A 26520-nucleotide genomic window follows, 5' to 3' on the forward strand; every position below is an offset into this window, starting at 1 on the left:
AAAACAAAATAGTCACCCACTCTTTATTCAGAATCACGACACCTTTGACCCCATAATTTTTCTCAAAACTAATTGCCCATAAAAATTACCGCCATCAAAGACTAAAGACAAACTAATCAGCATATCAATAGTATTTAAGGCGGTAAAAAAAGCCGAGAAACTAAAGTGTTTTTCTTAACTTAGATTTCGTTAAACATAACAAAAACCTTCGCATTAGCTCTTGCGGTAAGGAACAGAAGCCAAGCTAATATTCGCAGTAGAAATTTGCACACTCACCGTAGGAATCTTCGCACTACGAGCCATGTTCATATACATTGGCAACGAAGGATCGCCCGCTTTAGGCATAGCCTCAGGAGCACGGAAGCGACGGACAGCATTCTGCCAAACAACCCGTGGGAATCCAATCTGAGCACGATAGTAAGCATCGTAGCGAGGAGACTTAATGTTGAAAGGAGTTTCACCTTTGTCACGGCTAGCCAAAGTCCGACGACGTTGGTAAGGCACAGTATCATAACCAAAATTATCTAGGTACTCATCAGTGCCTAATAATTCATCAATGAAACCAGCAACACCCTTAGTGCCGATCACGATAGACCAAGCAATCTTCTCGCGCTCACTGTATACATCCCGTCCAAGGACACGTTGTACACACTGCTCAACGAAGCGATAGTTATTATTTTTAGAATAAAAACTGTTTAGGTAGGTTTCAGAGAGTAATAGCCCACGAATGAAGTCACGGACAGTAATCTGGCCGTTCCGTAGCTGAGACTCTAAAAACTTCTCACGATCCGCCTTAAAAGCGTGGAAGAAAATTTGACGATATGCAGCATCGATCAACACGTCCCAGTCAGAATTACTAATGACATTTTCTGTGGTGAAAATAAAAGCCTGCTCATCGCCTCTGGGGTCATATCCCGCTACCCGGCCATTTTGGCTAGAAGGGGCATATTGTAATAATGGAATTGTCAAATCAGACCTCCGCTATATCAGAAGACTTTGAAAAAAGAATATTTCTTACTGATTAGCATAGAGGAGTAAAGGACTTTGCCTGAGAAAGATTAACAAATATTACAAAAAATAACACTTGCCACTTCAGTCTCTGTCTATTCCTAAAGCACAAATTCCCAAAAAGCCTATTTTTAGAGACCTTTAGCTACTAATAAACCAAATCTTGTTTTTATGAGAGTCAGGATAATTGGCTACATTTTAAAGCAATTTGATTCAACAAAATACGTCAACAAATTAGTAACTAACGGTGTCAAAATTTTGGAAAATATTTTTTTCTAATATCTCTGCTGACACCGGTCGACCAAGAAAGTAGCCCTGAACAATGTCACAACCATAGTCATTGAGTACTGCTAATTCTGAATTATTTTCAACACCTTCCGCAATGACGGTGAAACCTAGGGCATGGGACATTTCTATCAGGCCTTTGGTAATGGCTGCATTAACTTTGCTTTTATGGAGATTATTTACAAAACAGCGATCAATTTTAAGAATATCCCACGGAAACAGTCGTGTGTAATTAAACGAAGAGTAACCTGTCCCGAAATCGTCGATCGCAACTTTAATGCCGACCTGTTGGAGTTGCCTTAACTTGTCACTTAAGACGTGAAAATCCTCAATCAAAATAGACTCTGTAATTTCAATATCAAGATCTTCTGGATTGAAGTCCTCTTCTGCCAAAATCTGAAGAATGTCATGGCAAATGTATTCGTAATTTAGTTGGTATCCTGAAAGGTTGATGGCTAGGCGAAGATCGGCTTGGTAGGTTTTTTGCCAATAACGTACTTCTGAGGCTGCCATGCGTAAACTCCAGTAGCCGATTGATTGGATTAAACCGGTTTCTTCGGCGATGGGAATAAAGTCCGCTGGTGAAATCTGACCGAGGTCTGGGTGATGCCACCGTAGTAGGGCTTCAAAGCCTGAAACTTTTCCGGTAACGAGGTCAATTTGTGGTTGATAGAAAACATCGAGCTGATCTCGTTTTAAAGCGTAGTGTAGTTCTGTTTCTAGGACAGCGCGCTTTTGACTATTGATGTATTTTTCGCCTTCGGCAAAGAAGCATTTTTCGGCACTAAATTTGGCTGAGTTACTCAGGGTAGAGCGGGCGACTTGGATCAGCTCATCGAGGTCATGGCCGGAGCGGGGATAGAAGCTAATGCATAGGCGAGCGTCGAGAAAAATTTCCTGATCGTCAATGATGTAGGGGGTTTGAAATGATTTGACAATGGCTTGGGTCAACTGACTAGCGTACTGTTGTTTGTCTACTGGGTTGTGTAGGAGTGCAAATTCGTTATCGCTAATGAGTGCGAGTTCGCCATTTTCCCCTAGGAGTTCGCTAATTCTTACAAAGACTTGGCTAAGTAGTTGGTTGTACTGTTCGTAGTTGAAAATTTGTTTGGCTGTGTCGTTTCGTTCTAGCTGAATCAGACAGAAGGGCAGGTGAAATGTGCTGCGGGGCTGGTGGATTTGTTGATTGTCTAAACGGTTTACGAAGAAGTTGAATTGGTTTAAAAGGTGATAAAGGTTATTAAGTCCGGTAATGGCATCTTGAGCTTGTTTGCGGGTGGGGGAGTCTTCTAGGCGTTGAATGTAGTCTTCGTAATGGGCGGTGATGGCTGCTTTTTTCTTGAGTTGTGATTGGATTGTCTCTAGGAGATCGTGGCGACTAAAGGGCTTGGTAATATAGTCGTCTGCGCCGAGGTGCATGCCGCGACGGATGTCTTGTCTTGCGTCTTTTGCGGTGAGGAAAATAAAGGGGATTGTGCGTGTTTGGGGGTTTTGTTTGAGGAGCTCTAAAACTTCGTAGCCATTCATTTTTGGCATCATAACGTCGCACAGTATTAGGTCTGGTTTGAGGTCTAGGGCGATCGCCACTCCTTCTTGACCATTGCACGCTGTGGTGACGGCAAACTGTTCTCGTCTAAGGACTGCTGCAGTACTAAGACGTACCACTTCTGTATCTTCAATGAGTAAGATGTTAGGCATTATCTAGGCATGACAGCATTAGGGGGAAAATCGACGTCATTTTTAATACTATGACTACCATCTGGACATTTTAATTAAATGCGCCTTGGTGAAGAATGACAGGGATGAACATGTTGCAGTGTTTATGTTAACAATCATTTAAGCTCGGTGCTTCGGGGAGAAACATTCTCATATATTCGGTGCTATCCTTTAAAAATCAATGTTTAATAATCAATGTTTAACAATTTTATGCGGTTTTTTTCAACCGTAATTACAACAGTAATCAAGTAAGTCGTAAAAAATAAAAAAGGAGTCCTTCGAATGAGCCAGACTGTTTCAACGATCTCGAATAACCCATCTTTAGAAACTGCTCTGGGTAGTTTGGAACTTGATCTGGATTCTGAATTGAGAAGGTATCGTCGTCAGATCGTCACGGCGGGCGATCGCCCTGAAATGGTTGACTCCCATGCTAATCTTGCGGGGAACAAACTCAAAGCGCCACAACCTGACGTGATTGATGTCGTTTCGGAAGTAGAAACTGCATCGTCCAATTCTAGTTTTAGTCATATTTCTCTCCCAACACCTGAAAATCCGAGCTCCTATTCTCCTGAGGTGTTGCAAGCGCTGGAATCTTTACAAGAGCAAGGTGGCGGCGAGCAGTCTGCTAACGAAGAGCTTTTAAATTTAGAAAATCGTGATGTTCTGCCGCAAGACTATTTAGATTCTTCGGAAGAGCTACTGAAAACCCTAGAGCGGGATGGGGAAACTCCAGAAAGTGCTGCGAAGGATGTTCAGTGGACTCCCCTCCGAGCCAGTCTGGTGGGAGCGGGCATTGTCGGTTTGACTTTGCTACTTTTTGCAATTTTATTTCCTAATGTTTTGTTTCCTTCTGCTTCCCAAGATGTTGCAGATTTAGAGGCAACGGATGCTTCGACTGGTGAGGTCAGTCCAGCCCTTGCACCGACAACGGTAAATTTGGCCTCGGAAGAGTTTTTGGACCTCAGTCTTGATAATCTCAGTGTGGTTGACCCGAATGAAGCGGTGGCGATCGCCCCAACAGCGGAATCGACAAACCCCAATCCAAATACTGAGGCTACTCCTGTGCCCCAGCCAACTCCCATACCGGAACCCCTTGTCCCTCCCACTGGACGGGAGGATCTCGCCTCTGCTCTATTGCCCCCTTCGTTACGTCCGCAGCCCCTCACTCCATTTCCTGTTACCCCCCAAGTTGCCGCGACCCAACCGACTACGGCAACGCCGTTAGTTACTCCTGATGGTCTGAAGATTGATTATTACTATGTCATTTTCCGTAATACCAGTTCGCCAGCTTTGACGAAGGCACAAACCCAAGTAAGCGACGCTTTTATACGGACTTTTCCCACCGGGCGAGCGATTCAACTCGCCGAAGTGTCCACTGCTGGAGCGGCAGAATCCCTTGTGCAGAAATTTAGGAGTGCCCAAATTGCCGCAGAAATTTACCATCACCAACTCACGCCAGCGCCATAAACTAAATGCTCTCAAAAAATACGTTAGATTGAATTTAGAGGGCTAAAGGTTGGAATAATGGGCTTCTTCGGAAATTTTCGACAAGGTGTATATCGGCTGTTTCGGGATGAAGAAAATCCGGAAATTATCCTTGAGCAAACCCTCTGGGAAATGGAGCAAAAGTTAATTCAAATGCGGCGTAGCGTAGCCCAGGCTGTTGCTAGTTCTAAACGGGTTGATCGTCAGCGGCAACAGGCGATTATTTTGGTGCAACGGTGGCAAAATCGGGCGCAAATGGCTTTGGCCTACGGCGACGAACTGCTGAGTAAAGAGGCGATCGCCCGCAGTCATAGCTATCAAACAGTCGCCACGAATCTAACAAAGCAAGGACAAGAGCAAAAAATATTTATTGAAGATGTCCGGGAAAATTTGCGCGATCTAGAAACAAAAATCAATCAGATAAAAATGCAAAAAGAAATGTACATTTCCCGCATTCGATCTGCGCTAGCTCAACAGCAATTGCACCGTCTCAGGGCTGAAATGGAAGCCGGTATACTAGAGCCGGCGATCGCCAACCTTGAAGCATCAATGTGGTCTTTAGAAGCAGAAAATGATCTCCATGATTCCCTTGAAGCCAAATTTCTCGCCCTTGAAAAACGTGCTAACTTAGCCGAGTAATAGGATAATTGAGACTTCTAGCAGCTAAACAGAATGGGTTTGCCCGGTTTTTAATAGGCACAAAAAAACCTCTCATTTCCGAGAGGTGCAGGCTAAATTAGCTGATAACAATACTGGGATAGTTATTTCGACTAAATCTGAGAAAGTTAATCCTTTAAATTTCCATGGAATAAAGATTTTAGAAAATCGACCTATTGTACTTTCTTTTATAGTCATTTCGAATAAGGTCTAGAGACTCTCTTCTGTCCTTCCTTGGGGCAGTTTTTCCTATGGGGAAAGAGTTGCAGAAAGCTATGCCACTGACACTAATTTTCCCTTAGACTTTAGCGAACAAAAGAATTCTATTTCTGATTCGAAACTACTATAACTGGAAATAACCACCGGTTTTCTCAGCAATTAATTACGGTGGGGAATAGCGTATCCGACACCAAATACCACACCAATATCGGTATTATCATCGGCAAAGCCAACATTTACCCCAAGATTCCCGACCCAATTTTTCGCAAAACGATAGTCCATGCCACCGGTCACAAGAAAATCAGCATCTTCATCGCTACCAGTATCAAAAGCGACACCACCGCCGATGTAGGGCGTAAATGAATTTTCGACAAAGGGGTCACGGCCACGCAGCGTAAAATCATAGGTAATGGGCACAGTAATGACTGCATCGTCACCGAAAGAAACGCCGGGACGGACAGAGATATTGTTCGTAATCGCCACTTTACTAATGACGGCAAAGCCACCATCTGCAACGCCTTTGTCTTCGTCACTGAGACCAATATTCGCACCGATACCAACGTAGCTGTATTTTTCAGATGCGCTAGTTTCTGGGTAGCGTTCGCGACCTTGGGCGATCGTGATTGGTTCAGTGGAAATGGTTGTGGCTTGGTTCTGGTGGGTTGCTGCGGGGATAGAAAATTCGCCCACTTGCTGGGCTTGAGCTGGGGATGCATTGACTGTCGCTAGGGCGATCGCCACAACTGGCATCAAGTATGTAATGTTTTTCATCGACGAATCGGCTCCTCTAAACACAAAATATTCGTTCTCTTGTTTTTGACGCAAAGAGATCCATTTCTGTGCCAATTGTAAGAGTTTACTTTGCTATTGGGATTTTTTACTAACGGGCTGTGGTCGATTAGCTCAGCTTTTCACGACTCCACTGCTGACCATGGCGATCGCCGTAAAAAGTCAAAATATCTGTAATGATTTGGAGTTTTTCTGCGGTAAATGTTTCTGGATAACGAATAATCATCGCGCCAATTTGACTTTGATGATAATCAAATGCGGGCGATCGCTGGGGTTCGAGTTCAACCTCTAGCCCGACAATCTGTCTAAGATGGGCTGCCACTTCGCGGTAAACAGCCAGAGATAACCCTTTTAAAATAAGTTTTTCGGCGATCGTTTCAGGGAGGGTCTTTTGCATCATTACGGAAAGCAGAACACAATGACTCCCAATTCTACCCCTAAAGCAGAAGCCGCCCCAGAAACCGAAGGCGACCCGCTATCAATATTATTAATGTATTAAATTATTAATACCATTCGAGCTTTAGGAACAGACAACCAACCTAGCTGAATACATTAACCCTCAGAAGCCTCAACCTCTGACCCAGTGGACTGGCTACCACTCCGATCAGCGAGTAACACATCTTCAATCTCTTTATAAACCTCAATCCCTAATTGCTCAAGAACAACAACGGGAGAATTGCGGCGGAAATCAACCCGCTTCACCTTAACTTGACCGTCAGCAATAAAATCACCCACTTGAACATAGCGGCTAAACTCTTCATTGGGTGCCTTAACCATAATGTTGTCTACACCGTTGAGCTGAATAATGCCTGTTACCTGCGTTTCCTCTGCAAGTTGCGCGATCGGTGCTGCCGGTAAAACAGGGGAAAAATCCAAAGTTGAAGAAACCGAGCTACCGGTAGGATCTGCACCAAGACTCACTAATGACGCATTATTATTTCCATTACCAACGTTTCCGCTAGCGTTAGCGTTACTATTCGTTGGCGCAGGTGCGGGTTGAGGAGTAACACGAGGAACCGATGGCACGTTTTGGGGAGGGGTAACTGGCTCTGGCGGCGGCTCTGGTGCAAAGACGACCGTTGGGCTAAATGCGATGTCCGCAAAAGGATCTGTGCGGCCTTCAGCCGTTGCATTACGACGAGCATCAGGATCGGTGGAAGGAATAAATACAGGATTTAGACTAATGCCGGTGAGGATATCTGATGGCTGTCCCTCATCTTCGGCTTCTGCGGTAGGCGCAGGATCGGGAGTGGATGCAGGCGCTGTTGCTGCTGGAGGCGCGGCTTGCTCCGTTGCAGGCTGTCCGGAGGTGTCTGTCGGGGTCTCTTCATCCCCACCGGAAGAACAGCTGCCCACAACAATAGTCAGGGCAAGGGCAGGTAAGAGTAAATAAAGTTTACGCATGGCGGGGAAACCTCGACATTCACGATGCTGGGTGGACTGCTAACAAAATAATAGGAGAAATGAACCAAGAAAAGTATTTCTTGCTGTAGATGCAGGGTTAATACAAGGACAATGTTGCCATCTAAATCAATAATACCTTGATTTTTTTGAGAAACTAACAGTCATAGTTGACTAAATGTTGCAAGTTTTTGCTTTGAAGCGTCCTACGGGCTAAGAATTTCACTTGGATTATTAACTTTCTTTTTTCTTTTACTAAATCTCATGCTGCGATCGCCTTTCCGAAAAATCACCACATTACTAAGCGTTTACTACGCCTATATGGTGGAATACCGAGCTGAACTTTTTTTCTGGGTGCTCTCCGGGTCGCTACCGATGATTTTGCTGGGGGTCTGGACAGAAGCTGCCAATTCTGTAGAGCTGCAACTGTCAGCTTTGGACTTTGCCCGGTATTTTATTGCCGTATTTGCGATTCGCCAATTTACGCTGGTCTGGGTAATTTGGGATTTCGAAAAGGAAGTTTCAGAAGGTAAGCTGTCATTTGCTCTGCTACAGCCGATTGATCCTGCATGGCGACATTTAGCTGGCCATATGTCGGAGCGACTGGCTCGTCTACCTTTTATTGCCGTGCTTGTTTTTGTGTTTTTTGTTGTTTATCCCGATGTCCGCTGGGTGCCTTCCTTTGGGCAGGTTTTACTATGTCTCTTCACGACGGCGATCGCCTTCGGTATGCGTTTTTTAATGCAGTACACCTTTGCCATGGCAGCCTTTTGGGTCGAGAAAGCCAGTGCCATTGAGCAAACATGGTTTTTGTTTTACATTTTTCTATCGGGCTATATTGCCCCCCTCGAAACCTTTCCGCCATTAATGCGTGAAATTGCCTTACTCACCCCTTTTCCCTATGTTATTTATTTTCCTGCTGCGATCATCATGGGATTACCTGTACGTTTGTGGGAAGGCCTTGTGGTGATGGCGGTATGGAGTCTGATTTTCTTTGTCCTGAACCGCTATTTTTGGCGTAAAGGCCTAAAGCATTATGCCGGCATGGGAGCCTGAGAATCTTGAACTTTTATTGAGTTCTATCGATGAATATAAAGTAAATTCCTAAAATTGTCTCAATAAAAAAGCATCAAAATCTTATTTTAAAAAAAAGGAATCTTACTAAATGGCTTATCAAATCGAAGATGAAGACGGCAAGCTCAATAATTTTGCCGTAGAACCCACAATGTATAAAGCAGAACCAAAAACTGGTGATGCGCAAAAAAATACTGCCATAATCGGCATTATTGGCGCTGTACTAGTCGTTGCCCTGATTGCTGTAACGTTTGTTATCTCAAGCTAAAGTTTTATACTCGCTAACCTCAATCCAGACACCGCCTATGGAAGTCAGGGCTACTATGGAATTGTCATCACTCGCTTACATTATGAGGATTTGACCATGACAAATGGCCTGTTAGTGATTGAGGTTATTGGCGTTGTTGCTGTGTCCTGTGCTGTATTGGCTCCAATTCTTTGCTGGGTTCTCCCCCATCATTTTTATGCCTCTTAGATTCTTTTTTAGGCTTAAAGCAATTTAGAAAAATGCAGCTTTTTTCAATTTAAATTTTTTCAATTTAAAAAGGAGTGATGTTTATCGCTCCTTTTGTTCGGTTGACTATTTTTTCGCAAACGGCAATCTCTGCATTGAATGTCGGCAAAGATATGTATATTGTCATTTTGTTCCTAAGGAAAGCCAGTTGACAAGGAACTTTTTAGAACGAACTTTTTGGGTTCTTATTTACTGGCGATCGCCTCTCGAATCCAAGACCGAAATAGCTTACCTTCTTTATCCGTAAACCAGTGGGCGACAAGACGAGTCTCCGTCGCTTGATTTCCCAAAAAAACAGGACAAGACAGCTGTTTTTGTGGTGTCGAAACATGACTTTGGGTTGTCATTGCTTGTAACCCTCCTTGGCGGATTCCGTATTAAGGCAAGGTAAACGGCTTAATGATTCCTTAACCTAGTTTTATTCTATTAACTCATTGCCTAAAACAAAAATACTAGGGTGCAAAGTTTACAAAACTCCGGTGGCCATATTGAGAAATGTTAAAGATGCTGTCGGGGCGATCGCCCAAGCCGCCATGATCACCACTCCTTAACAATCCGTTACGAACTTCATCAAACAACACAATTCGAGAGTGGAAAATGCTCCAATTCGAGTTAGTCTGAATAATGTTTCGCCCTAAATTTTTCCGAAAAAGTCCTTGCCACGTAAAGGGTTCAGGATGTTTAGGACAGAAAACAATTGAGAGTATTTTTACCAACTCCTCCCATTAACAATATTTCTTTAAAAGTTCTCAAGCGATATGGCAGCCCTGCAGACAGATAAGAAGACATTGATCGACCAACCCGTTCCCCCCAGCGATTCCAAAGCGCGTGTGAGCGCCTTTATGAAAGGAATTCAAGACACAATTTGTGCTGGACTCGAAACTGCTGATGGGGCAGGGAAATTCAAAGAAGATGCTTGGGAGCGAGAAGAAGGAGGCGGTGGCCGTTCCCGGGTGATGACCGAAGGAAATATCCTTGAGCAGGGCGGTGTGAATTTCTCTGAGGTTTGGGGCGAACAGTTGCCTCCCTCTATCTTGAAGCAATGTCCCGAAGCGGCAGGTCATAATTTTTATGCGACGGGCACTTCTATGGTTTTGCATCCCCGTAGTCCTTTTATTCCCACGGTGCACCTAAATTATCGTTATTTTGAGGCGGGTCCTGTTTGGTGGTTTGGTGGTGGTGCAGATTTAACGCCTTACTACCCCTTCGCTGAAGATGCGGCTCATTTTCACCGAACCTATAAAGCGGCTTGCGATCGCCACCATCCCGAATATTACAACGTCTTTAAGCGCTGGTGTGACGAGTACTTCTATCTCAAGCACCGTAACGAAACCCGGGGTGTGGGTGGTTTGTTCTTTGATTATCAAAATGGTGTGGGTGAACTTTATAAAGGCCCCTTAGCCAATAAAGCTGCCGCAGAGCATAGTCGTCAGCTCAATGAATTGCCCCCAAGAAGTTGGGAAGAAATCTTTGCTTTCGTCCAAGATTGTGGCGGTGCTTTCTTGGATGCCTATGTGCCGATCATTGAGCGCCGTAAAGATATTGAATATGGTGACCATGAGCGCCAGTTTCAGTTGTATCGCCGAGGCCGCTATGTTGAGTTCAACCTCGTTTATGACCGTGGCACAATTTTTGGTTTACAGACCAATGGGCGCACAGAGTCGATTTTGATGTCTCTCCCTCCCCTCGTTCGCTGGCAGTATAACTACAGCCCTGAACCGGGTAGTCGTGAAGCGGAACTTTATGAGCGTTTTCTGAAGCCCCAAGATTGGGCGAATTGGCAGGAATCCTAAATTATTAGGTTACTGGCCATCAAAAAACTGGGGAATATTACTAGGCTTGGTGGCGGTTATGGGCGATCGCCCAGCCAATAATTAGTGTATTTCTCAGTAAATATGCGCAAATTTGCTGCGGATCGGCAACGAAGCAAATAATATTGAGTATGATGAGACATGAATTTATAAGCTGCTCTTATCTGCACTTAGCAATTGGGAGGTCTGTGTGATTCCGATCGAACAAGCAACGCATACTGCATCAGACGGAACAACAATTATTGTTTTGACTCCAAGTGGACGGCTTGATATCAGAACAGCATGGCAATTTCGCCTAGAGCTACAACAATGTATTTCCAAGCTGAGTCCCCATGTCGTGATTAACCTTAGCCAGGTGAGTTTTGTCGACAGTTCGGGTCTAACGGCCCTTGTCGCTGGCATGCGTGATGCTGATAAAAATCAAGGTAGTTTCCGAATTTGCGAAGTTCATCCTGAATCTCGTCTAGTTTTTGAAGTCACCATGATGGACTCTGTTTTTGAGATTTACGAGACGCAAAAAGAAGCGCTGGAAACAGTTCCCCGCGGTCGTCAGGCAACGGCTTCTGGCGGCAATGAGTCTAAGGCTGCAATGTAAAATATGCGGGTTACTATTTTAAAATTCAAGAGCGAGTAGAGGGTCTGTTTATGTTGGTGAACGAGACATCTACTCTATGGCATCAGGGTCAGGTTTTAGCGGTCTGCAACTGAAAGCATTTCTCCGAGATTAATACGGTTACCGCCTGAGGCGATCGCCTGTTGTAAAGCCTTACGGGTTGATTTCACTAAATCTGTTGGCAACATGGCTAGGGTTGGCACAATGGAGTTGATGCCAATGCTAATAGTCACATATTCATTGATGGGAGACTGGAGATGATTAATTTTGAGCTTGGGAATACTGGAGAGGATTTGATCGGCGAGGAATAACGCGCCATCTAGGTCGGTATTGGGTAAAATTATGCCAAATTCTTCTGGGCTACATCGAGCGACTAAATCGGCAGGTCGTTGACAGACAAGGGCGATCGCCCAGGATACTTGTTGCAGACATTTTTGTGCGAGTTCTTCGCCATAAACTTCGTAGTAAAGATCAAAATGATCAATCTTGCACCACATCACCGTTAGCGGTAAATCTTCGCGGGCAAGGCGTTGCCATTCTTTTTCTAAAACTTGCTCAAAACGGCGGGCGTTGGGAATCAGAGTCAGTTCATCGGTGGTATTGCTAGCTTCGATCTTCTGTTTGCTGCTAGTCAGTTGTTGATCGAGCTCGTATTGATGGATGGCGATCGCCATTTGATTACTCAGAACTTCAATAAATTCAATTTCTTCAGCGAGCCATTCCCGTTGTTGATAACAGCTATGGAGCAATAACACTCCCCAAAGATGTTCTTGGACAATAATCGGAAAACTCAGACAGGTTTTTACCTGAAGCTGTTGCAAGAGGGTGTTAATTTTACGGACTGATTCGTTCTTTGTTGTTTCTACATGGTTGCATTGCAATTGACTATAAAAATTCCAGACCCAAGGATTATTTTGAAAATAAGTGTAGTAATCTTTATAGCCTGCATCGTAGGCCCTCACCGACCATTCAAAGCGCATTCCCTCCGGTGCTTTTCCGTCTAACTGATAAATGATTGCCCTTTCTACAGCAAAAACCTGACCAATATGGTTGACAACATTGCGTAGAATTTCCTTTGGCGATCGCTTTTGAATCGTTTGCGATACCAACATTGTCAACAGCTCTTGTCTTTTTTTGACAACGAAAGCAGCACCATGATGATCAAATTGGAGACCTGCCGAGCCACGAAACTGCCAAATGCGCCCAAGAACTAACTGTTCAAGACGGATAGGCTTGCTTGAAACCTCAAAACTACGGCCATCAATAGTATGTAAAAGCTCTTGAGTTTCTAGTAGAGGCTGGGTTTCAGTATCATGCACCTCATGGATAAACTCTTCTTCGTCCCGAAACAAACTACCGATGTAACTTATTTGGCTCTCATAGGACATCTCATAACGCACTTCACGAGGAATCCGAAAAGCTTGAACAAACGCATCGTTAATTAATATCTGCCCTTGGCGATCAAGACTTACCAATACTCCCCAATCAAAGGAGTCGATAAATGCCTGAATCATAGTCTGTTCTTTATCTTTCATGGATAACGAGATGCCCAAAAACTAAAAGGTTATGTCCTCGGATCCTGAGAATGCTTGCATTATGTCAATTAACATCGCATCGCGAAGTATAGACTGATTCACCGAGTTAGTGCTGTCTTCTACGACCATTTTGGCTAACGATCCGTATGTTTAGGGAATGATTTCACAATTTGTTTTAAGTTACTTATCTTATTGCTAGCAGGGGTTTATTCTACAGAGGTTGGAGGTATATTAACGCGGCAAAAAAACACTTTTGATAATGGCGTAATTAAGCTATGGGCGCTCCCCTGTTGGTAGGACGGTTTGGCCCTAGTGAACGGGATCCCAACGCCGACTTGGGCAAAATACTGCTGGGTTCGACCAGTATGCTCACCGTGGCGATCGCCTCCCTCCAGACCTTCCCAAACTACAATACCCTTCCAGAGAAACACCTATCCCCAACGACAAAACCACCAGCAACTAAACCAGAAATCGCAGAAAAAACCATTGTCCTAACACAAGACAAAAATCAACAGACATTATTGAAAAAGCCCCCATAAAGTGGACAAGCATTACCGATGAATATCCGCAAATCCCCAGCAAAATCCAGAGTAAATATTTTTTAAAACATCTTAAATATCAGTTTTTTTACCTTAAAAAATCAAAGAAACCCATATATAAACAGAAGAATCCAAAACAATACCAAGCAAAAAAACCATAACCTTTTATTCTTTTTGAATTACATCCCGACCAATACATTACAGATACTACTTGATAGAAAATAGCCTGACCCTATTTTTTATTTCTCAATATCTACTTATTTCTAAATATCTATTTGTTGAAGAAGATTGTTTTTCTTAAAAAATGACAAAGCAACAAAAGAGAACAAGGTAATACTAAAAAAAATCTGAAGATTTTTGTCCTTTCCATCGAAAGAGACAGGATGTTTTTTAAGATTATGCTAGGAGATTATTGACCCATCTAACGGGGCTGCTAGTGCGTTATCATAAACAATATTCGCACAGACTGAGACGCAATTGGAAGACCCCATAAACCCTTTTCCGATAGTGCTTTTCGTTGATTTCAGGTGACATTAAAACATCTATGGCTAATCAAGAAAAATATATTTTATTAATCAGTATTCACGGCCTTATTCGGAGTACTGAACTTGAACTAGGGCGAGACTCAGATACTGGTGGTCAGACCAAATATGTCGTTGAGCTAGCAGAAGCCCTATCCACCTCGCCAGTGATTGGAAAAGTCGACCTGATGACGAAGCTCATTGACGACGAGACAGTAAGCAAAGATTATGCCCAGCCCCTTGAAGCCATTAACAACAAAGCTCACATTGTTCGTATTTCCTGCGGCTGTGACGACTATCTTCGTAAAGAAGACCTCTGGGATTATTTGGACAACTTTGCTGATAATGCCCTCACCTATCTAAAAGCCCAAGACCGTCTTCCAGATATCATCCATACCCACTACGCCGATGCTGGATATGTGGGAGTTCGTCTTTCCAACCAACTTGAAATACCCCTTGTCCATACAGGCCATTCTTTAGGACGTAGTAAGCGTAAACGTTTGCTTGCGAGCGGCATAAATAGAGAAACCATCGAAGCTCGCTACAATATCACCCGTCGTATTAATGCCGAAGAAAATACCCTCGCCTCAGCCCAGCGCGTGATTACCAGTACGAATCAAGAAATCATTGAACAATATGCCCAATACGATTTCTACACACCGGATCGGATGCGCATTGTACCGCCGGGAACTGATTTAGAGAGATTTCACCCAGCTGATGGTACAGAGTGGGAACATCCTTTATTTCATCGCCTCAGATCTTTTCTTCGGGAACCCAATAAACCCATTGTTTTAGCTTTATCACGCCTTGATCAACGCAAAAATATTCGAGTTTTAATTGAAACCTTTGGGGAATCGCCAGAATTACAAGAAAAAGCAAATCTTGTGATTTTTTCTGGTACACGTGAAGACATTCGTAACCTTGAGGCAAATGCCCAAACTATTTTTATTGATTTGCTCTTGGCTATTGACCGCTATAACCTCTATGGTAAGGTTGCCTATCCTAAACATTTAACCTTTGAAGAAATCAGTGGAATTTATCGTCTTGCGGCTCTTTCAAAGGGGGTCTTTATCAATCCGGCCCTCACAGAACCTTTTGGTTTGACTTTAATTGAGGCTGCGGCCAGTGGATTGCCAATTGTTGCGACGAAAGATGGTGGTCCTGTTGATATTATTAGAAATTGTCAAAATGGCTATCTGATTGATCCGCTAGATACAAAGGATATTGCTGCTCAGCTACTAAAAATTTTAGGTGAGAGTGAGCAGTGGCAAAAGTTTGCTCAAAATGGCTTGGAGAATATCAAGAAATACTATACTTGGGAATCTCATATAGAGAGCTATCTAGAAGTATTGCAGCCTTTATTTGAAAGAAAGGTTGATGCTAAATTAGAGTCTGTTGCACCTCGTAATAAGCTTTTCCATACTGGTGCAATTATTACGACACTTGATCAAAATTTATTGGGTTCTTCTGACTCTTTAGAAGAGTTGGTTGAGGTTTTAGAGAATAACCAAAAGAATATTAGTTTTTGTATTGCTACTGGCCGTCGATTAGAGTCGGCGCTAAAGGCAATTCGTGGCCTCGGTATTCCTCAGCCTGATGTTTTGATTACGGGTTTGGGTACTGAGATGTACTATGGTAAAAGTCTAACGAAAGATGAGGCTTGGCAAACTCATATTGACTATCGCTGGAATCGTAAGCGAATTGTTAAGCTATTGTCTACAATGGTGGGTTTAAATATTCAAAGTCAAGAGAGTCAAACGGCTTATAAGATTAGTTATTTTTATGATCCAGAGCTTGCGCCGTCTATTGATCAAATTAAGCGTTTACTGTTACAAAATGAGCAGAATGTAAATCTTTTTGTTTCTTTTGGTCAATATTTGGATATTACGCCAATTAGGGCTTCAAAGGGCTATGCATTGCGCTGGTTTGCAGAGCGTTGGGGTATTCCTCTGGAGCGTATTTTGGCAGTTGGTGGTTCTGGTGCTGATGAAGATATGATGCTTGGTAATACGCTGTCTGTTGTTGTGGCAAATCGCCATCAGGAGGAGCTATCGGATTTGGCAAAGGTTGAGCCTATTTATTTCTCGGAGCAACAGTTTGCTGCTGGGATTTTAGATGGTATTGAGCATTTTAATTTTCTCGAATTGTGTGATGTGGCGAAGCTGGAAGTGGGTTAGGTGTGATGGATAAATTATTACTTTGTACGGATCTTGATCGTACTTTGATTCCTAATGGTCAACAGCCGGAGTCGCCGAGGGCGAGGGATTATTTTGCCAAAGTGGTGAGTCAGCCCCATGTGTGTTTGGCTTATGTGACGGGTCGTCATTTGGCGCTTATTGAAGGGGCGATCGCCGAGTATGGGTTACCGCAGCCAGATTTTATTGTGGCGGATGTGGGGACTAGTATTTATCAAGCGGATGGAGAGGGGCAATGGCGGCGATCGCCGGAGTGGGATGGTGAGTTGGCGGCAGATTGGCAGCAAAGAACGGCTCAGGATTTAGCGCCATTGGCGACAAAAATTGCTGATTGTCGTTTACAGGAATCAGCAAAGCAAGGTTTACATAAACTGAGTTGTTACATCAATTTGGATGCATCGATTCAGTCGATTATTTCCCAAGTAAAAAATGAATTTGAGATGGCAAAAATCAGGGCGAATTTCATCTGGAGTATTGATGAACAGGCAGATATTGGCTTGTTAGATATTTTGCCCCATCGTGCCAATAAATACGAAGCGATTACTTTTTTGATGAAGAATCACGACTTTTATCTATACAATACGATTTTCTCTGGGGATAGTGGTAATGATCGTGATGTGCTGATTAGTCCTATTAAATCTATCGTCGTCGCCAATGCTCCCCGTGATTTAAAGCAACAACTGCTGACTGATATTCAATCTTTTAAGCGTAAGGATACTCTATATTTTGCGATGGGTGAGTTTGTCGGGCTGAATGGAAATTATAGTGCAGGTATTGTCGAAGGGATTTGTCATTATTTCCCAGAGTATGTATCACTAATTTGTTAGGCGATCGCCCGTTCCAGAAAATTGAGATGACATAGCAGGTAGTCAATGAATCATCAACCCAGCATAATCTTCGGTGAAGTGCTTTGGGACTGTTTCCCTGACGGTAACAAAGTTTTAGGGGGAGCACCATTTAATGTGGCTTGGCATTTACAAGCTTTTGGCCAAGCACCGATACTAATTTCCCGGATCGGTGATGACTCAGCAGGGCAAAAAATTTTGCAGGCAATGGGGGATTGGGGCATGACCCTAGACGGTGTACAAGTTGACCCAAAGTTAGGGACTGGAATTGTCACTGTTAGGCTAAAAGATGGACAGCCCAGCTATGATATTGAACATCCAAAGGCATACGATCATATCGATAGTTATTTATTTCCAGATTTTCCGACGAAATCATTGCTATATCATGGCTCTTTAGCCATTCGAAATGATATATCAAAGCAAGCTTTAGCCACTTTGAAAACATCGATTTCGGGAACAGTTTTTTTTGATGTTAATTTCCGTGATCCTTGGTGGACGGCGGAGACGATTCAACACTTTTTATCAGAAACGACTTGGCTGAAGCTTAATGACGAAGAATTGCCGGCTCTCGTCCCTAATTTACAGGATAGAGATGAGCAAATAGCGACTTTATTTGAGCAAAGAAATACGGAATATATTCTGCTGACTGAAGGGGCTGCTGGGGCAACTCTCATCCCTCGACAGGGCGATCGCCTCAACATCAAACCGGATAAAACGACGACTGTTGTGGATACTGTCGGTGCTGGAGACGCTTTTTGTAGCATCTTATTGCTGGGGATCTCCTTAAACTGGCCTTTGGCACAAACCTTAGAAAGGGCACAAACCTTTGCTAGCGCCATCGTTGGCATTCAAGGGGCAACCACCACCGATAAGAATTTTTACCAACTCTTTCAAGATGCATGGTTTTAGCTTTGCAATCATCAATTTTCTGGAACGATCAATTTATACTTAATGACGAAAGGCCAAGCGGTATAAACAGTCAGTTAGTCGTTCGAGCTCCCATTACCCCAGCAAATCACCTCGAACCATTCCCCGCTACCTTTTCACCTACTACTCGGCTCGCAACATAAGGCAGTTTTTTCATGTACGAACAGTTGTCCCATTCAATTTTGAATGAAATTCTCGACCACCTCGAACCAGAATTAAAAGACCAAGAACTCAACCACTTTTATACTCGTCTCGGAGCCAATTTCTATAGTCTTTTTTCCCTCTTTCAAAAACTTTACGGTCGCCGCCATGACTTTAAAGAACAATTAGAAAAATTAGTCGCCGTAATGGCTCGACAATACATTCGGCGATCGCCAGAATTACGAGCCGTTGATCTAGCCCGAGAAAAAGACTTTAATTGGTTTCTCAACTCGACATGGGTCGGTATGCCATTGTACGTTGATGGCTTTGCCGATGACTTACCAGACCTGCAAACCAAACTAGATTACTTTACAGAACTAGGCATTAATTTAGTCCACCTAATGCCGATCCTAGAATGTCCACAAAACGCTAGTGACGGTGGCTACGCTGTTAGCAACTATCGCAAAATCAATCAAAAAGTAGGTGATTTAGAAGATCTCCTAAACCTCGCCCAAAAGATGCGTCAAAGGGAGATTTTACTAGCCCTAGATATTGTCGTTAATCATACTTCCGACGAACATGAATGGGCAGAAAAAGCCCGTCAAGGCGATGAAACCTATCAGAAATATTATTATATGTTTGATAGTCGGGATATTCCCGATATGTTTGAGAAAAGCTTGCCAGAAGTCTTCCCCGAAACATCTCCCGGAAATTTCACTTGGGACGACAAACTAAATAAATGGGTAATGACTGTTTTTAACAGCTATCAATGGGATTTAAACTATCAAAATCCCGCTGTCTTAATTGAGATGGTAGATATTATTTTATTTTGGGGCAACCAAGGTATTGATATTTTACGCCTAGATGCCGTTGCTTTTCTTTGGAAAAAATTAGGTAGTTATAGTCAAAATGAAGAAGAAGCCCATATTATTTTGCAAATCTTTAAAGACTGTTGTCAAATTACGTCACCGGGTGTCATTTTCATTGCTGAGGCGATCGTTGCACCGATGGAAATTGTGAGATATTTCGGTGAAGATGCCATTCAAGCAAAGGAATGTGAAATTGCCTATAACGCAACTTTTATGGCCTTACTTTGGGATGCTGTTGCCACAAAAAACACACGATTATTAGTACAAGGTTTAAAGAATATTCCCGAAAAACTACAACGAGCCACTTGGTTAAATTACATTCGTTGTCACGATGATATTGGCCTAGGCTTTACCGATGCAGATATTGCCCAAGCGGGCTATGAGCCGCGATCCCACCGGGAATTTTTGATTAAATATTTCACTGGACAATTTGAAGGGACTGACGCTAGGGGTTTATTGTTTGGACAAAATCCGAAAAATAATGATGCCAGACTGTCGGGAACTTTAACTTCTTTGATTGGCTTAGAGACAGCTTGTGAACAACAGGATCATGAAAAAATTCAGCTTTGTGTTCAACATATTTTATTGCTACACAGTATGATCTGTTCTTTTGGCGGCATTCCGTTAATTTATTATGGCGACGAAATTGGTACGTTTAATGATTATTCCTATGTGGGTAATTTGAGTAAGGCAAATGATACGCGTTGGGCACATCGCCCAAAAATCAATTGGCAAAAGGCGGAATTGCGCAAGGTCAAGGGTACGATTGAATATCAAATTTTTACAGCTTTACAACGCATGATTCAGGTGAGGAAAAAGACAAAGTCTTTTGCTGATTTTAATAATCGTGTCATGCTAAATATAAATAATGAGCATATTTTTGCCTTCGTTCGTACGCAAACAAAACGACAAAATAATGTTTTAGTTGTCGGTAATTTTTCAGCGACTTACCAATATTTGGATTTAGATACTTTTGATTGTTATCCGTTTGATTGTAGTCAACGGGATTTGCTGACTAATCTTTACTCTGGTAAGCCACCGGAAATTTTTGATCGCCAATTGGTTCTGCCACCGTTTGCTTTTTATTGGCTGATTGAAGATGAAAGACCAAGTTTTGATGGGGCTATTATTAATTAATGAATTAACGAATGAATCAACAAATTCTCTTTTGTTTTAAAGTTTGCTTTAAAGTAATGTACTAAGAATTTCTGGGGTAAGTTCTTTGGTTCCCGGAAGAACAATATCTGCGCCAACGTCTTGTAGATTTGATGCATACATATATTCTTTGTCATCGCCGGTTTGGGCGTGGGGAGGAATCACGCCGATCGCCCGCCATTGTCTTGTGGGTTCTTGCTCGGCGGCATTGCTAATAACTTTCATATCAGCCGCTGTATCTCCTACATAGGCTACGGGTAGTCCGGGGGTGTCTGGTGGCTCTAGTTGGGCGATCGCCGCAAAGAGTCCCGTGGGGTCAGGTTTTTCTGGCGCATCTTCCATGGCGATCAAAATCGGATCTGTTAAACCAAGACGCTTTTTGAGGACAAACTCTGCTGAACGCCGCATCGCACCGCTAAAAAAACCCCAGCCTAAGCCATGGGCCGAAAGTTGCTCAAAATACTCTGGAGTCACAAGTAAAGGCTCTTCTGTGATGTAGCCATCAAAGTTTTTACCGCGATATTTATCCTGAAAGAACTGCACCAGCTCGTCATAGTCCACCGCAATATCCTCATCCCAGCGTTTAATCAATTCCTGCGATGCTTTCCAATCGTTATTCCAGAGGCCTTCAGCTTTGAGACTGTCAATCTCCCCCATAGAAGGGCGATATGCTCCTTTTGTATAGTGCTCCACGGTATCAGCGAGGGCACGACGGTAAGACCGACCTTCATCGCGTACGACACCATCAATATCAAAAATAACTAAACCTTTTAACATGGCTTATATCTCCACTGATATCAGTTTAAATTGCAATAAAATCAGAATATAGATTACTAAATGTCAGCCTATCTCTTCATCCTTCTTACATCAATTGCAGTGCTTTTTTAGATTTTATTAACAATTTTGATAGTATTGCTTGAATATTTTCAGCAATGCAGCAGCCATGAATTTAGTGTCTTAATTTGCTCACTTTAAGGTATGAAATCATATTCTCCCTTGAATCTATAGCCAATTTTGTAGCGGCTTAAAATATATTTCAATACCGTAAAAATACGCAATTTGATTAAAAGAATGCCCTGAAATAGGCCATTGTCTGCTGAATGACTGGATAATTTTGGACAAAAAGCTGACGGAATTAACTTTCATTCTTTTTTGCTACCGGGCTAAAAAGTTATGGTTAACTTGTAGGTGAATTTGTCTGCCCACTCGCTTGTTACTCAACGATACGATTATGATTTGGCGTTTTCTTGTCCGTCGCTCCCAAACCTGTTCGCTGGCTTTAAAGCGTTTATTGATCGGTGTCGTCGTCTTGACTGCTGCTGGTATCGCCAGTGAGCAAACGGCTCAGGCTGTTGCTTCTGAAATGTTGCGCTTGGAGCAAGGGACACATGGGCCTTTAGAGGATGAGCTTGCGGCTCTTCACATTCAAGCCAAGCTGGGTCAATTAACGCAACCACAAGTGGTTCAACTGGCACAAAGGGAAATAATATCTGCGGATATGTTGCCGCAACCTGTGGCGATCGCCCCAGAGGTGGTCTCCCCGGTGCAACCAGAATTTTCTGAAATTACTCTACCGACACATTTGTCTGATGAACTTAGTGTTGCCATTGAAGCCATCGAAATGCCGGTGGAGCAAGAAAATAATTTAGCGCCTGTCGCAGTTGAGCTATCGGACGAATTGACGCTCTTTGCTGATGCTGCTGCTGTCGAGGAGCAAGTTAAAACGCAAATTATGGCGATCGCCGCCCCACAAATAACCACACTCCTCGCACAAAATCCCAACTCGAATACCGAGCCCTTACCGGAAGTTGAACCTTTACCGGCGGCACCCAGCCCGACCCAAACCATTGAGGAGCCTACGCCCACTCCTGCTGTCACCCCAACCAACGGCGATCGCGTCATTACCGTTAACCAAATTCAAGTGACGGGCAGTACTGTTTTTGGAGAGGAAGATTTTGAGCCAATCTTAGGCGAGATTACCAGCGCTAATGTCAGTTTGGATGAGCTTAACCAAGCAGCTGATCGTATTACACAGCTTTATCTTGAGCAAGGTTATATTACTTCCCGGGCAATTGTGGTGGAAGATTCCCTAGCCACTGACATAATTGAGCTGCGGGTGATCGAAGGTAACGTTGACGCGATTAATCTCCGTGGTAATGAGCATATTAACGATAGCTATCTCCTCAGTCGTTTACGTTTAGGCACAAAGCAGCCCCTCAATACGAGTAATCTTGAAGACCAACTGCGACTGCTAAAACTGAACCCGATTATTGACAATATTGAAGCCACCCTCAAGGCTGGAGCAGGGATTGGAGAAAGTGATCTAGATATTATGATCACCGAGGCGAATACGGTTTCTTTGAATCTCGGCGTTGATAATTTTTCTCCTGCTAGCGTCGGTTCAGAGCGCATTACGGCCAATTATGCTCAACAGAATCTCACTGGGGGCGGCGATCGCCTCGGCGTTGGCTATATTCGTACCACCCGCGGTGGCGCAGAAAGCCTAGACGTAAACTACACCCGACCAATCAACGCCAAAGACGGGACAATTACTTTGCGGGGTGTGTGGAGTAGTAACCAAGTTATTCAAGAACCCTTTGACATTATGTTCCTCTATGGGCTAATCAATAAAAGCTCAGTGGAGTAGTAACCAAGTTATTCAAGAACCCTTTGACATTCTAAATATTCGCGGCGAATCAGAACGGTACGAATTGTCCTACCGTCAGCCCATTATCCGCAATCCCCGTGAAGAATTTGCTTTAGGGCTAGGCTTCACCTACCAAGACGGTTTAACTTTCCTAGGCGACGAGCTATTCGGCTTCAATATCGGTACGGAAGATGGCAAAAGTACAACCAGCGTCCTTAAATTTTCCCAAGAATACATTAAACGCCAACCAGCGGGGGCTTGGTCCCTGCGCTCCCAATTCAGTATTGGTACAGGTTTGTTTGACGCGACAACTAATGATGCCCCCATTCCCGACGGTCATTTTTGGAGCTGGCTCGGACAAATTCAGCGGGTCAAGCTCTTGAATCCCAATAATCTATTAGTTATCCAAGCAGATCTACAACTGACACCCGACACATTACTGCCTTCCCAACAATTTGTGATCGGTGGTGGTCAATCGTTACGGGGCTTCCGGCAAAATGCCCGTTCGGCTGATAATGGTTTCCGTTTTTCTGTAGAAGATCGCATTACCCTTGCTCGTGACGAATCTGGGGATGCGGTTTTTCAGCTCGCACCTTTTTTTGATATGGGGACTGTTTGGAATAGTGATAATAATCCCAATGTACTGGCAGACCAAAAATTTTTGGCGGGTATTGGTTTAGGGGCTTGGTGGCAAATTGAAAAGGGTTTCACGGTGCGTTTTGACTATGCTCTGCCGCTAGTTAATCTCGATGATCGCGGTGATAACTGGCAGGATGATGGCTTGTATTTCAACGTGAATTATCTTTTCTAAAAACTATCTTTTCTAAAAACTATCTTTTCTAAAAACTATCTTTTCTAAAAACTAAAATTGGTGGGTTCTGTTTGATGAAAATTTTTTAGTGTCGTGACATGGTCAATAGCTTACTTCACCCACCCTATAGTTTGAGTGATTAACGACGGCGGCTGTCGAGCTTTTTATAAACATCTCGCAAATCGACGTTATGGTGGGCGATCGCCACGAGGGCATGATAGAAAAGATCGGCTACTTCTCCGGCAATTTCGTCCTTCTCATCGTCTTTGCAGGCCATGACCACTTCGGCGGCTTCTTCGCCAATTTTTTTGAGAATTTTATTATCGCCCGCAGCGAAAAGACTATTGGTATAGGAACCTTCTTTTGGATGATCGCGGCGATCGCGGATAACATTAAAGACCTCAGAAAGGGTATCCGCAGCAGGGGCAGATTTCTCAGAATTCACTTGGTGAAAACAGCTACGTTCGCCTGTGTGGCAAGCAATATCACCAATCTGTTCAATGCTCATTAAAATTGCATCACTATCGCAGTCGTAGCGCAGGGCTTTGACATTTTGAAAGTGACCGGACGTTGCGCCTTTATGCCACAGCTCTTGGCGGGAGCGGCTCCAATACCAAGCTTGCCCTGACTCCATGGTTTTTGTGAGGGATTCACGGTTCATCCAAGCCATCATTAAAACCGTGCCATCGAGATAATCTTGGGCGATCGCCGGCACAAGCCCCTGTTCATTAAAACGAACCTTATCAAGTGGAATTGCGCCAACTAAACTCATGCCTTAGATCTCCTAGCTATTAGAACAAAAAAATTTAACAAATAAACAAAAAAGAAAGCCCAAGTTTTTGAGCTTTCCTAGTATAGACGGCAGGGATTATTTCCCCAACCAGTATTTCTTTCAAACGTATCTTTGAAACTTACGCACTTGCAATCTATGCAGTCGCGTCAGCCGGGTAAACACTAACCTTACGGCGGCCACGCTTGTAGTGTTCAAACTTGACAACACCATCAACAAGGGCGAAGAGGGTATCGTCGCCACCACGACCAACGTTGTTACCGGGGTGAACCTTGGTGCCACGCTGACGGATTAAAATGCTGCCAGTCGTAACAGTTTCGCCACCATAGCGTTTTACGCCGAGGCGTTGGGCGCGCGAGTCGCGACCGTTACGAGTACTACCTGTACCTTTCTTATGTGCCATTACTAATGCTCCTAAATACTGAACGTCGTAAAAATAATTTTAACGGTTAGTTGCGAAGAAAAACGGTGAGAAATTAAGCTTCTGCGGGCTTTTCTGCAACGACTGTGCCACCGACTTTGATCGAATCAATCATAAAACGAGTGAAATATTGGCGATGACCACGCTTTTTTCGGGTCTTTTTCTTGGGAAGCATTTTGTAGACGATTACTTTTTTCGCCCGACGTTGATCCACAACTGTGCCTTCAACGGTTGCGCCGTCAATGAAGGGTTGACCAACGGTGACACCGTTGTCGTCGCTCACGAGAAGTACTTTGTCGATGGTGTAGTTGTCGTCAACTTCGGCATCAATTTTCTCGATGTCATAGAAACGACCGGGTTCAACGCGGATTTGCTTGCCGCCAGTCTCAATAATTGCGTAACTCATTTGAATATTATTTTGTATGGGTTGCCGTACAGGTAGTAATTCTTCGTTTTTGCAAATGGGAAAAATTACATTTTATGTGTCACCTGATCCGAGCAGGATATTGCAGACACAATCATCAATAATAGTTTTTCTGTTTAGCTTCGTCAACTAAGATCCTTGTTTGTGCTGCGTGGGTCTAGGGATCAAGGGAGGCGATCGCCTTTTTGATCACAGCAGCGGAATGATCGAGGGCGGCTTTTTCGATCTCATTGACAGCGGGCTCAATGACGCGTTCGGCACCGTTGATACTGACAATTGTCGGTAGGGAAATGGCTAAATCTCGATATCCGAAAACTCCTTCTTGGACTCTAGATACGGTCAAAATACGGCGATCGCCCCGGAGGATCCATTTTACTAAGGTGGCGGTGACTAGGCCGATGGCATGGTTTGTAACGCCTTTTCTCTGGATAATTTCGTAGGCGGCCGTGCGGACTTCTGTCGCAACGCGTTTCTCTTGCTCTGCTGTCCAGTTTGGCCAAGTTTTAAGGCTGATGCCGCCGAGGGTGGCACTAGACCAAAGTACCACTTCCGAATCGCCATGTTCACCTGCTACTTGGGCGTGGATCGAGCGGGGCTCAAGGTTTAGTTCTCGTCCTAAAATTTGCCGGAGTCTTGCGGTGTCGAGCATTGTGCCTGTGCCGACCACCTTTGCTGGCGGTAGTCCGGAGGCCTGCTGGAAGACATAGGTCAAAACGTCGACAGGATTACTGACAATGATCACGGTGCCTTGATAGTCCACAAATTCTGAGGCGATCGCCCGCATAACGGCGGCATTATCCCGGAGTAAATCGAGGCGGGATTCCGTGGGAGAGCCATTACGTCCCGCTGTAATAATGACGGCATCGGTCTGCTGAAGCGCGGGTAGGTTATCAACTTGCTGCACTGTCGCCGTGGGATAAAACGACGAACCATGGGCTAAATCCATCGCCTCACCTAGGGCACGCTCTGAATTTTTATCGTGAAGTAATAATTTGCGGGTGACACCGGACGTTAACAGGGAAATGGCCACACTTGCGCCAACGGAACCTGTCCCGACGATACCGACGGATGTTTCAGAAAAAGCCATAGTCTACACCATTGAAGATATCTACTCTGCATAGTAGCGAT

The 26520-nt window shown here is 43.8% G+C and carries 25 protein-coding genes; 13 read left to right on the forward strand and 12 right to left on the reverse strand.

Annotated features, from left to right (window positions below; all coding sequences use genetic code 11):
• Positions 1 to 213: 213 nt before the first annotated feature.
• Positions 214 to 969, reverse strand: a complete 756-nt coding sequence (locus tag NIES208_RS07020; RefSeq protein WP_075891145.1) for a phycobilisome rod-core linker polypeptide — start codon at positions 967 to 969, stop codon at positions 214 to 216.
• A gap of 273 nt (positions 970 to 1242) precedes the next feature.
• On the reverse strand, positions 1243 to 2991 hold the full coding sequence (locus tag NIES208_RS07025) for an EAL domain-containing response regulator (protein ID WP_075891147.1): 1749 nt from the start codon (positions 2989 to 2991) through the stop codon (positions 1243 to 1245).
• 300 nt (positions 2992 to 3291) lie between these two features.
• Here NIES208_RS07025 and NIES208_RS07030 point away from each other — a divergent pair, with 300 nt between their 5' ends.
• Together NIES208_RS07030 and NIES208_RS07035 are read left to right on the forward strand one after the other, a co-directional pair.
• On the forward strand, positions 3292 to 4476 hold the full coding sequence (locus NIES208_RS07030) for a hypothetical protein (protein ID WP_075891149.1): 1185 nt from the start codon (positions 3292 to 3294) through the stop codon (positions 4474 to 4476).
• A gap of 57 nt (positions 4477 to 4533) precedes the next feature.
• A complete protein-coding gene (locus NIES208_RS07035) occupies positions 4534 to 5133 on the forward strand; it encodes a PspA/IM30 family protein (RefSeq protein ID WP_075891151.1) in 600 nt (199 codons plus the stop codon).
• Positions 5134 to 5529: 396 nt separating this feature from the next.
• Here NIES208_RS07035 and NIES208_RS07040 read toward each other — a convergent pair whose 3' ends face one another.
• From NIES208_RS07040 to NIES208_RS07050, 3 genes are all read right to left on the reverse strand, one after another.
• Positions 5530 to 6141 carry a hypothetical protein gene (locus tag NIES208_RS07040; RefSeq protein ID WP_075891153.1) on the reverse strand — a complete coding sequence of 204 codons (612 nt, stop codon included), beginning with the start codon at positions 6139 to 6141 and terminating at the stop codon, positions 5530 to 5532.
• Positions 6142 to 6268: 127 nt separating this feature from the next.
• The gene (locus tag NIES208_RS07045; protein ID WP_216349376.1) at positions 6269 to 6559 is read right to left on the reverse strand and encodes a hypothetical protein; all 291 of its coding nucleotides are present in this window, start codon (positions 6557 to 6559) and stop codon (positions 6269 to 6271) included.
• Between the two features lie 152 nt (positions 6560 to 6711).
• Entirely contained in the window at positions 6712 to 7563 is an 852-nt protein-coding gene (locus tag NIES208_RS07050) for a hypothetical protein (RefSeq protein WP_075891155.1), read from the reverse strand.
• Positions 7564 to 7824: 261 nt separating this feature from the next.
• Between NIES208_RS07050 and NIES208_RS07055 the strand changes: the two genes are divergently transcribed.
• Positions 7825 to 8616, forward strand: coding sequence for an ABC transporter permease (locus NIES208_RS07055; protein ID WP_075891157.1), 792 nt, complete (start codon positions 7825 to 7827; stop codon positions 8614 to 8616).
• 109 nt (positions 8617 to 8725) lie between these two features.
• On the forward strand, positions 8726 to 8902 hold the full coding sequence (gene psb34, locus NIES208_RS18545) for a photosystem II assembly protein Psb34 (protein WP_139325007.1): 177 nt from the start codon (positions 8726 to 8728) through the stop codon (positions 8900 to 8902).
• A 431-nt stretch (positions 8903 to 9333) separates the two neighbouring features.
• On the opposite strand, the gene NIES208_RS18915 is transcribed toward psb34, so the two are convergent.
• A complete protein-coding gene (locus NIES208_RS18915; RefSeq protein WP_171971735.1) occupies positions 9334 to 9495 on the reverse strand; it encodes a hypothetical protein in 162 nt (53 codons plus the stop codon).
• Positions 9496 to 9906: 411 nt separating this feature from the next.
• On the opposite strand from NIES208_RS18915, the gene hemF reads away from it, so the two are divergent.
• Positions 9907 to 10941 (forward strand): oxygen-dependent coproporphyrinogen oxidase, encoded by a 1035-nt coding sequence (gene hemF, locus NIES208_RS07060; RefSeq protein WP_075891159.1) that lies wholly within the window; start codon positions 9907 to 9909, stop codon positions 10939 to 10941.
• 208 nt (positions 10942 to 11149) lie between these two features.
• A complete protein-coding gene (locus NIES208_RS07065; RefSeq protein ID WP_075891161.1) occupies positions 11150 to 11554 on the forward strand; it encodes an STAS domain-containing protein in 405 nt (134 codons plus the stop codon).
• A gap of 95 nt (positions 11555 to 11649) precedes the next feature.
• Here the strand turns inward: NIES208_RS07065 and NIES208_RS07070 are convergent, their stop codons facing one another.
• On the reverse strand, positions 11650 to 13107 hold the full coding sequence (locus NIES208_RS07070; protein ID WP_075891163.1) for a diguanylate cyclase domain-containing protein: 1458 nt from the start codon (positions 13105 to 13107) through the stop codon (positions 11650 to 11652).
• A 275-nt stretch (positions 13108 to 13382) separates the two neighbouring features.
• Between NIES208_RS07070 and NIES208_RS07075 the strand changes: the two genes are divergently transcribed.
• From NIES208_RS07075 to NIES208_RS07095, 5 genes are all read left to right on the forward strand, one after another.
• Positions 13383 to 13646 (forward strand): hypothetical protein, encoded by a 264-nt coding sequence (locus NIES208_RS07075; RefSeq protein ID WP_075891165.1) that lies wholly within the window; start codon positions 13383 to 13385, stop codon positions 13644 to 13646.
• Positions 13647 to 14190: 544 nt separating this feature from the next.
• The gene (locus NIES208_RS07080) at positions 14191 to 16344 is read left to right on the forward strand and encodes an HAD-IIB family hydrolase (RefSeq protein WP_075891167.1); all 2154 of its coding nucleotides are present in this window, start codon (positions 14191 to 14193) and stop codon (positions 16342 to 16344) included.
• 5 nt (positions 16345 to 16349) lie between these two features.
• Positions 16350 to 17189, forward strand: coding sequence for an HAD-IIB family hydrolase (locus NIES208_RS07085; RefSeq protein WP_075891169.1), 840 nt, complete (start codon positions 16350 to 16352; stop codon positions 17187 to 17189).
• A 45-nt stretch (positions 17190 to 17234) separates the two neighbouring features.
• A complete protein-coding gene (locus NIES208_RS07090) occupies positions 17235 to 18116 on the forward strand; it encodes a carbohydrate kinase family protein (RefSeq protein WP_075891171.1) in 882 nt (293 codons plus the stop codon).
• A gap of 173 nt (positions 18117 to 18289) precedes the next feature.
• Complete coding sequence (locus tag NIES208_RS07095) at positions 18290 to 20281, forward strand: alpha-amylase family glycosyl hydrolase (protein WP_075891173.1); 1992 nt, start codon at positions 18290 to 18292, stop codon at positions 20279 to 20281.
• Between the two features lie 48 nt (positions 20282 to 20329).
• On the opposite strand, the gene NIES208_RS07100 is transcribed toward NIES208_RS07095, so the two are convergent.
• Positions 20330 to 21076, reverse strand: a complete 747-nt coding sequence (locus NIES208_RS07100; protein WP_075891175.1) for a TIGR01548 family HAD-type hydrolase — start codon at positions 21074 to 21076, stop codon at positions 20330 to 20332.
• Between the two features lie 454 nt (positions 21077 to 21530).
• On the opposite strand from NIES208_RS07100, the gene NIES208_RS19635 reads away from it, so the two are divergent.
• Together NIES208_RS19635 and NIES208_RS19640 are read left to right on the forward strand one after the other, a co-directional pair.
• Positions 21531 to 22946 (forward strand): ShlB/FhaC/HecB family hemolysin secretion/activation protein, encoded by a 1416-nt coding sequence (locus tag NIES208_RS19635; RefSeq protein ID WP_075891177.1) that lies wholly within the window; start codon positions 21531 to 21533, stop codon positions 22944 to 22946.
• 37 nt (positions 22947 to 22983) lie between these two features.
• Positions 22984 to 23757 (forward strand): ShlB/FhaC/HecB family hemolysin secretion/activation protein, encoded by a 774-nt coding sequence (locus tag NIES208_RS19640; RefSeq protein WP_282956348.1) that lies wholly within the window; start codon positions 22984 to 22986, stop codon positions 23755 to 23757.
• A 139-nt stretch (positions 23758 to 23896) separates the two neighbouring features.
• Here the strand turns inward: NIES208_RS19640 and hisIE are convergent, their stop codons facing one another.
• From hisIE to NIES208_RS07130, 4 genes are all read right to left on the reverse strand, one after another.
• On the reverse strand, positions 23897 to 24529 hold the full coding sequence (hisIE, locus tag NIES208_RS07115; protein ID WP_075891181.1) for a bifunctional phosphoribosyl-AMP cyclohydrolase/phosphoribosyl-ATP diphosphatase HisIE: 633 nt from the start codon (positions 24527 to 24529) through the stop codon (positions 23897 to 23899).
• A gap of 154 nt (positions 24530 to 24683) precedes the next feature.
• Positions 24684 to 24950 carry a 50S ribosomal protein L27 gene (gene rpmA, locus NIES208_RS07120; protein ID WP_075891183.1) on the reverse strand — a complete coding sequence of 89 codons (267 nt, stop codon included), beginning with the start codon at positions 24948 to 24950 and terminating at the stop codon, positions 24684 to 24686.
• Between the two features lie 73 nt (positions 24951 to 25023).
• Positions 25024 to 25374, reverse strand: a complete 351-nt coding sequence (rplU, locus tag NIES208_RS07125) for a 50S ribosomal protein L21 (RefSeq protein WP_075891185.1) — start codon at positions 25372 to 25374, stop codon at positions 25024 to 25026.
• Positions 25375 to 25549: 175 nt separating this feature from the next.
• The gene (locus NIES208_RS07130; protein ID WP_075891187.1) at positions 25550 to 26479 is read right to left on the reverse strand and encodes an L-lactate dehydrogenase; all 930 of its coding nucleotides are present in this window, start codon (positions 26477 to 26479) and stop codon (positions 25550 to 25552) included.
• Positions 26480 to 26520: the final 41 nt, after the last annotated feature.

It is taken from the genome of [Limnothrix rosea] IAM M-220 (genome assembly GCF_001904615.1).
GTDB lineage: Bacteria > Cyanobacteriota > Cyanobacteriia > Cyanobacteriales > MRBY01 > MRBY01.

What these genes read in the sequence shown, in the direction of transcription:
- NIES208_RS07025 (WP_075891147.1), bottom strand. Translation starts at nt 2,991, where the DNA reads ATGCCTAACATCTTACTCATTGAAGATACAGAAGTGGTACGTCTTAGT.
- NIES208_RS07030 (WP_075891149.1), top strand. Translation starts at nt 3,292, where the DNA reads ATGAGCCAGACTGTTTCAACGATCTCGAATAACCCATCTTTAGAAACT.
- NIES208_RS07035 (WP_075891151.1), top strand. Translation starts at nt 4,534, where the DNA reads ATGGGCTTCTTCGGAAATTTTCGACAAGGTGTATATCGGCTGTTTCGG.
- NIES208_RS07040 (WP_075891153.1), bottom strand. Translation starts at nt 6,141, where the DNA reads ATGAAAAACATTACATACTTGATGCCAGTTGTGGCGATCGCCCTAGCG.
- NIES208_RS07045 (WP_216349376.1), bottom strand. Translation starts at nt 6,559, where the DNA reads ATGATGCAAAAGACCCTCCCTGAAACGATCGCCGAAAAACTTATTTTA.
- NIES208_RS07050 (WP_075891155.1), bottom strand. Translation starts at nt 7,563, where the DNA reads ATGCGTAAACTTTATTTACTCTTACCTGCCCTTGCCCTGACTATTGTT.
- NIES208_RS07055 (WP_075891157.1), top strand. Translation starts at nt 7,825, where the DNA reads ATGCTGCGATCGCCTTTCCGAAAAATCACCACATTACTAAGCGTTTAC.
- psb34 (WP_139325007.1), top strand. Translation starts at nt 8,726, where the DNA reads ATGGCTTATCAAATCGAAGATGAAGACGGCAAGCTCAATAATTTTGCC.
- NIES208_RS18915 (WP_171971735.1), bottom strand. Translation starts at nt 9,495, where the DNA reads ATGACAACCCAAAGTCATGTTTCGACACCACAAAAACAGCTGTCTTGT.
- hemF (WP_075891159.1), top strand. Translation starts at nt 9,907, where the DNA reads ATGGCAGCCCTGCAGACAGATAAGAAGACATTGATCGACCAACCCGTT.
- NIES208_RS07070 (WP_075891163.1), bottom strand. Translation starts at nt 13,107, where the DNA reads ATGAAAGATAAAGAACAGACTATGATTCAGGCATTTATCGACTCCTTT.
- NIES208_RS07075 (WP_075891165.1), top strand. Translation starts at nt 13,383, where the DNA reads ATGGGCGCTCCCCTGTTGGTAGGACGGTTTGGCCCTAGTGAACGGGAT.
- NIES208_RS07080 (WP_075891167.1), top strand. Translation starts at nt 14,191, where the DNA reads ATGGCTAATCAAGAAAAATATATTTTATTAATCAGTATTCACGGCCTT.
- NIES208_RS07085 (WP_075891169.1), top strand. Translation starts at nt 16,350, where the DNA reads ATGGATAAATTATTACTTTGTACGGATCTTGATCGTACTTTGATTCCT.
- NIES208_RS07090 (WP_075891171.1), top strand. Translation starts at nt 17,235, where the DNA reads ATGAATCATCAACCCAGCATAATCTTCGGTGAAGTGCTTTGGGACTGT.
- NIES208_RS07095 (WP_075891173.1), top strand. Translation starts at nt 18,290, where the DNA reads ATGTACGAACAGTTGTCCCATTCAATTTTGAATGAAATTCTCGACCAC.
- NIES208_RS07100 (WP_075891175.1), bottom strand. Translation starts at nt 21,076, where the DNA reads ATGTTAAAAGGTTTAGTTATTTTTGATATTGATGGTGTCGTACGCGAT.
- NIES208_RS19635 (WP_075891177.1), top strand. Translation starts at nt 21,531, where the DNA reads ATGATTTGGCGTTTTCTTGTCCGTCGCTCCCAAACCTGTTCGCTGGCT.
- hisIE (WP_075891181.1), bottom strand. Translation starts at nt 24,529, where the DNA reads ATGAGTTTAGTTGGCGCAATTCCACTTGATAAGGTTCGTTTTAATGAA.
- rpmA (WP_075891183.1), bottom strand. Translation starts at nt 24,950, where the DNA reads ATGGCACATAAGAAAGGTACAGGTAGTACTCGTAACGGTCGCGACTCG.
- rplU (WP_075891185.1), bottom strand. Translation starts at nt 25,374, where the DNA reads ATGAGTTACGCAATTATTGAGACTGGCGGCAAGCAAATCCGCGTTGAA.
- NIES208_RS07130 (WP_075891187.1), bottom strand. Translation starts at nt 26,479, where the DNA reads ATGGCTTTTTCTGAAACATCCGTCGGTATCGTCGGGACAGGTTCCGTT.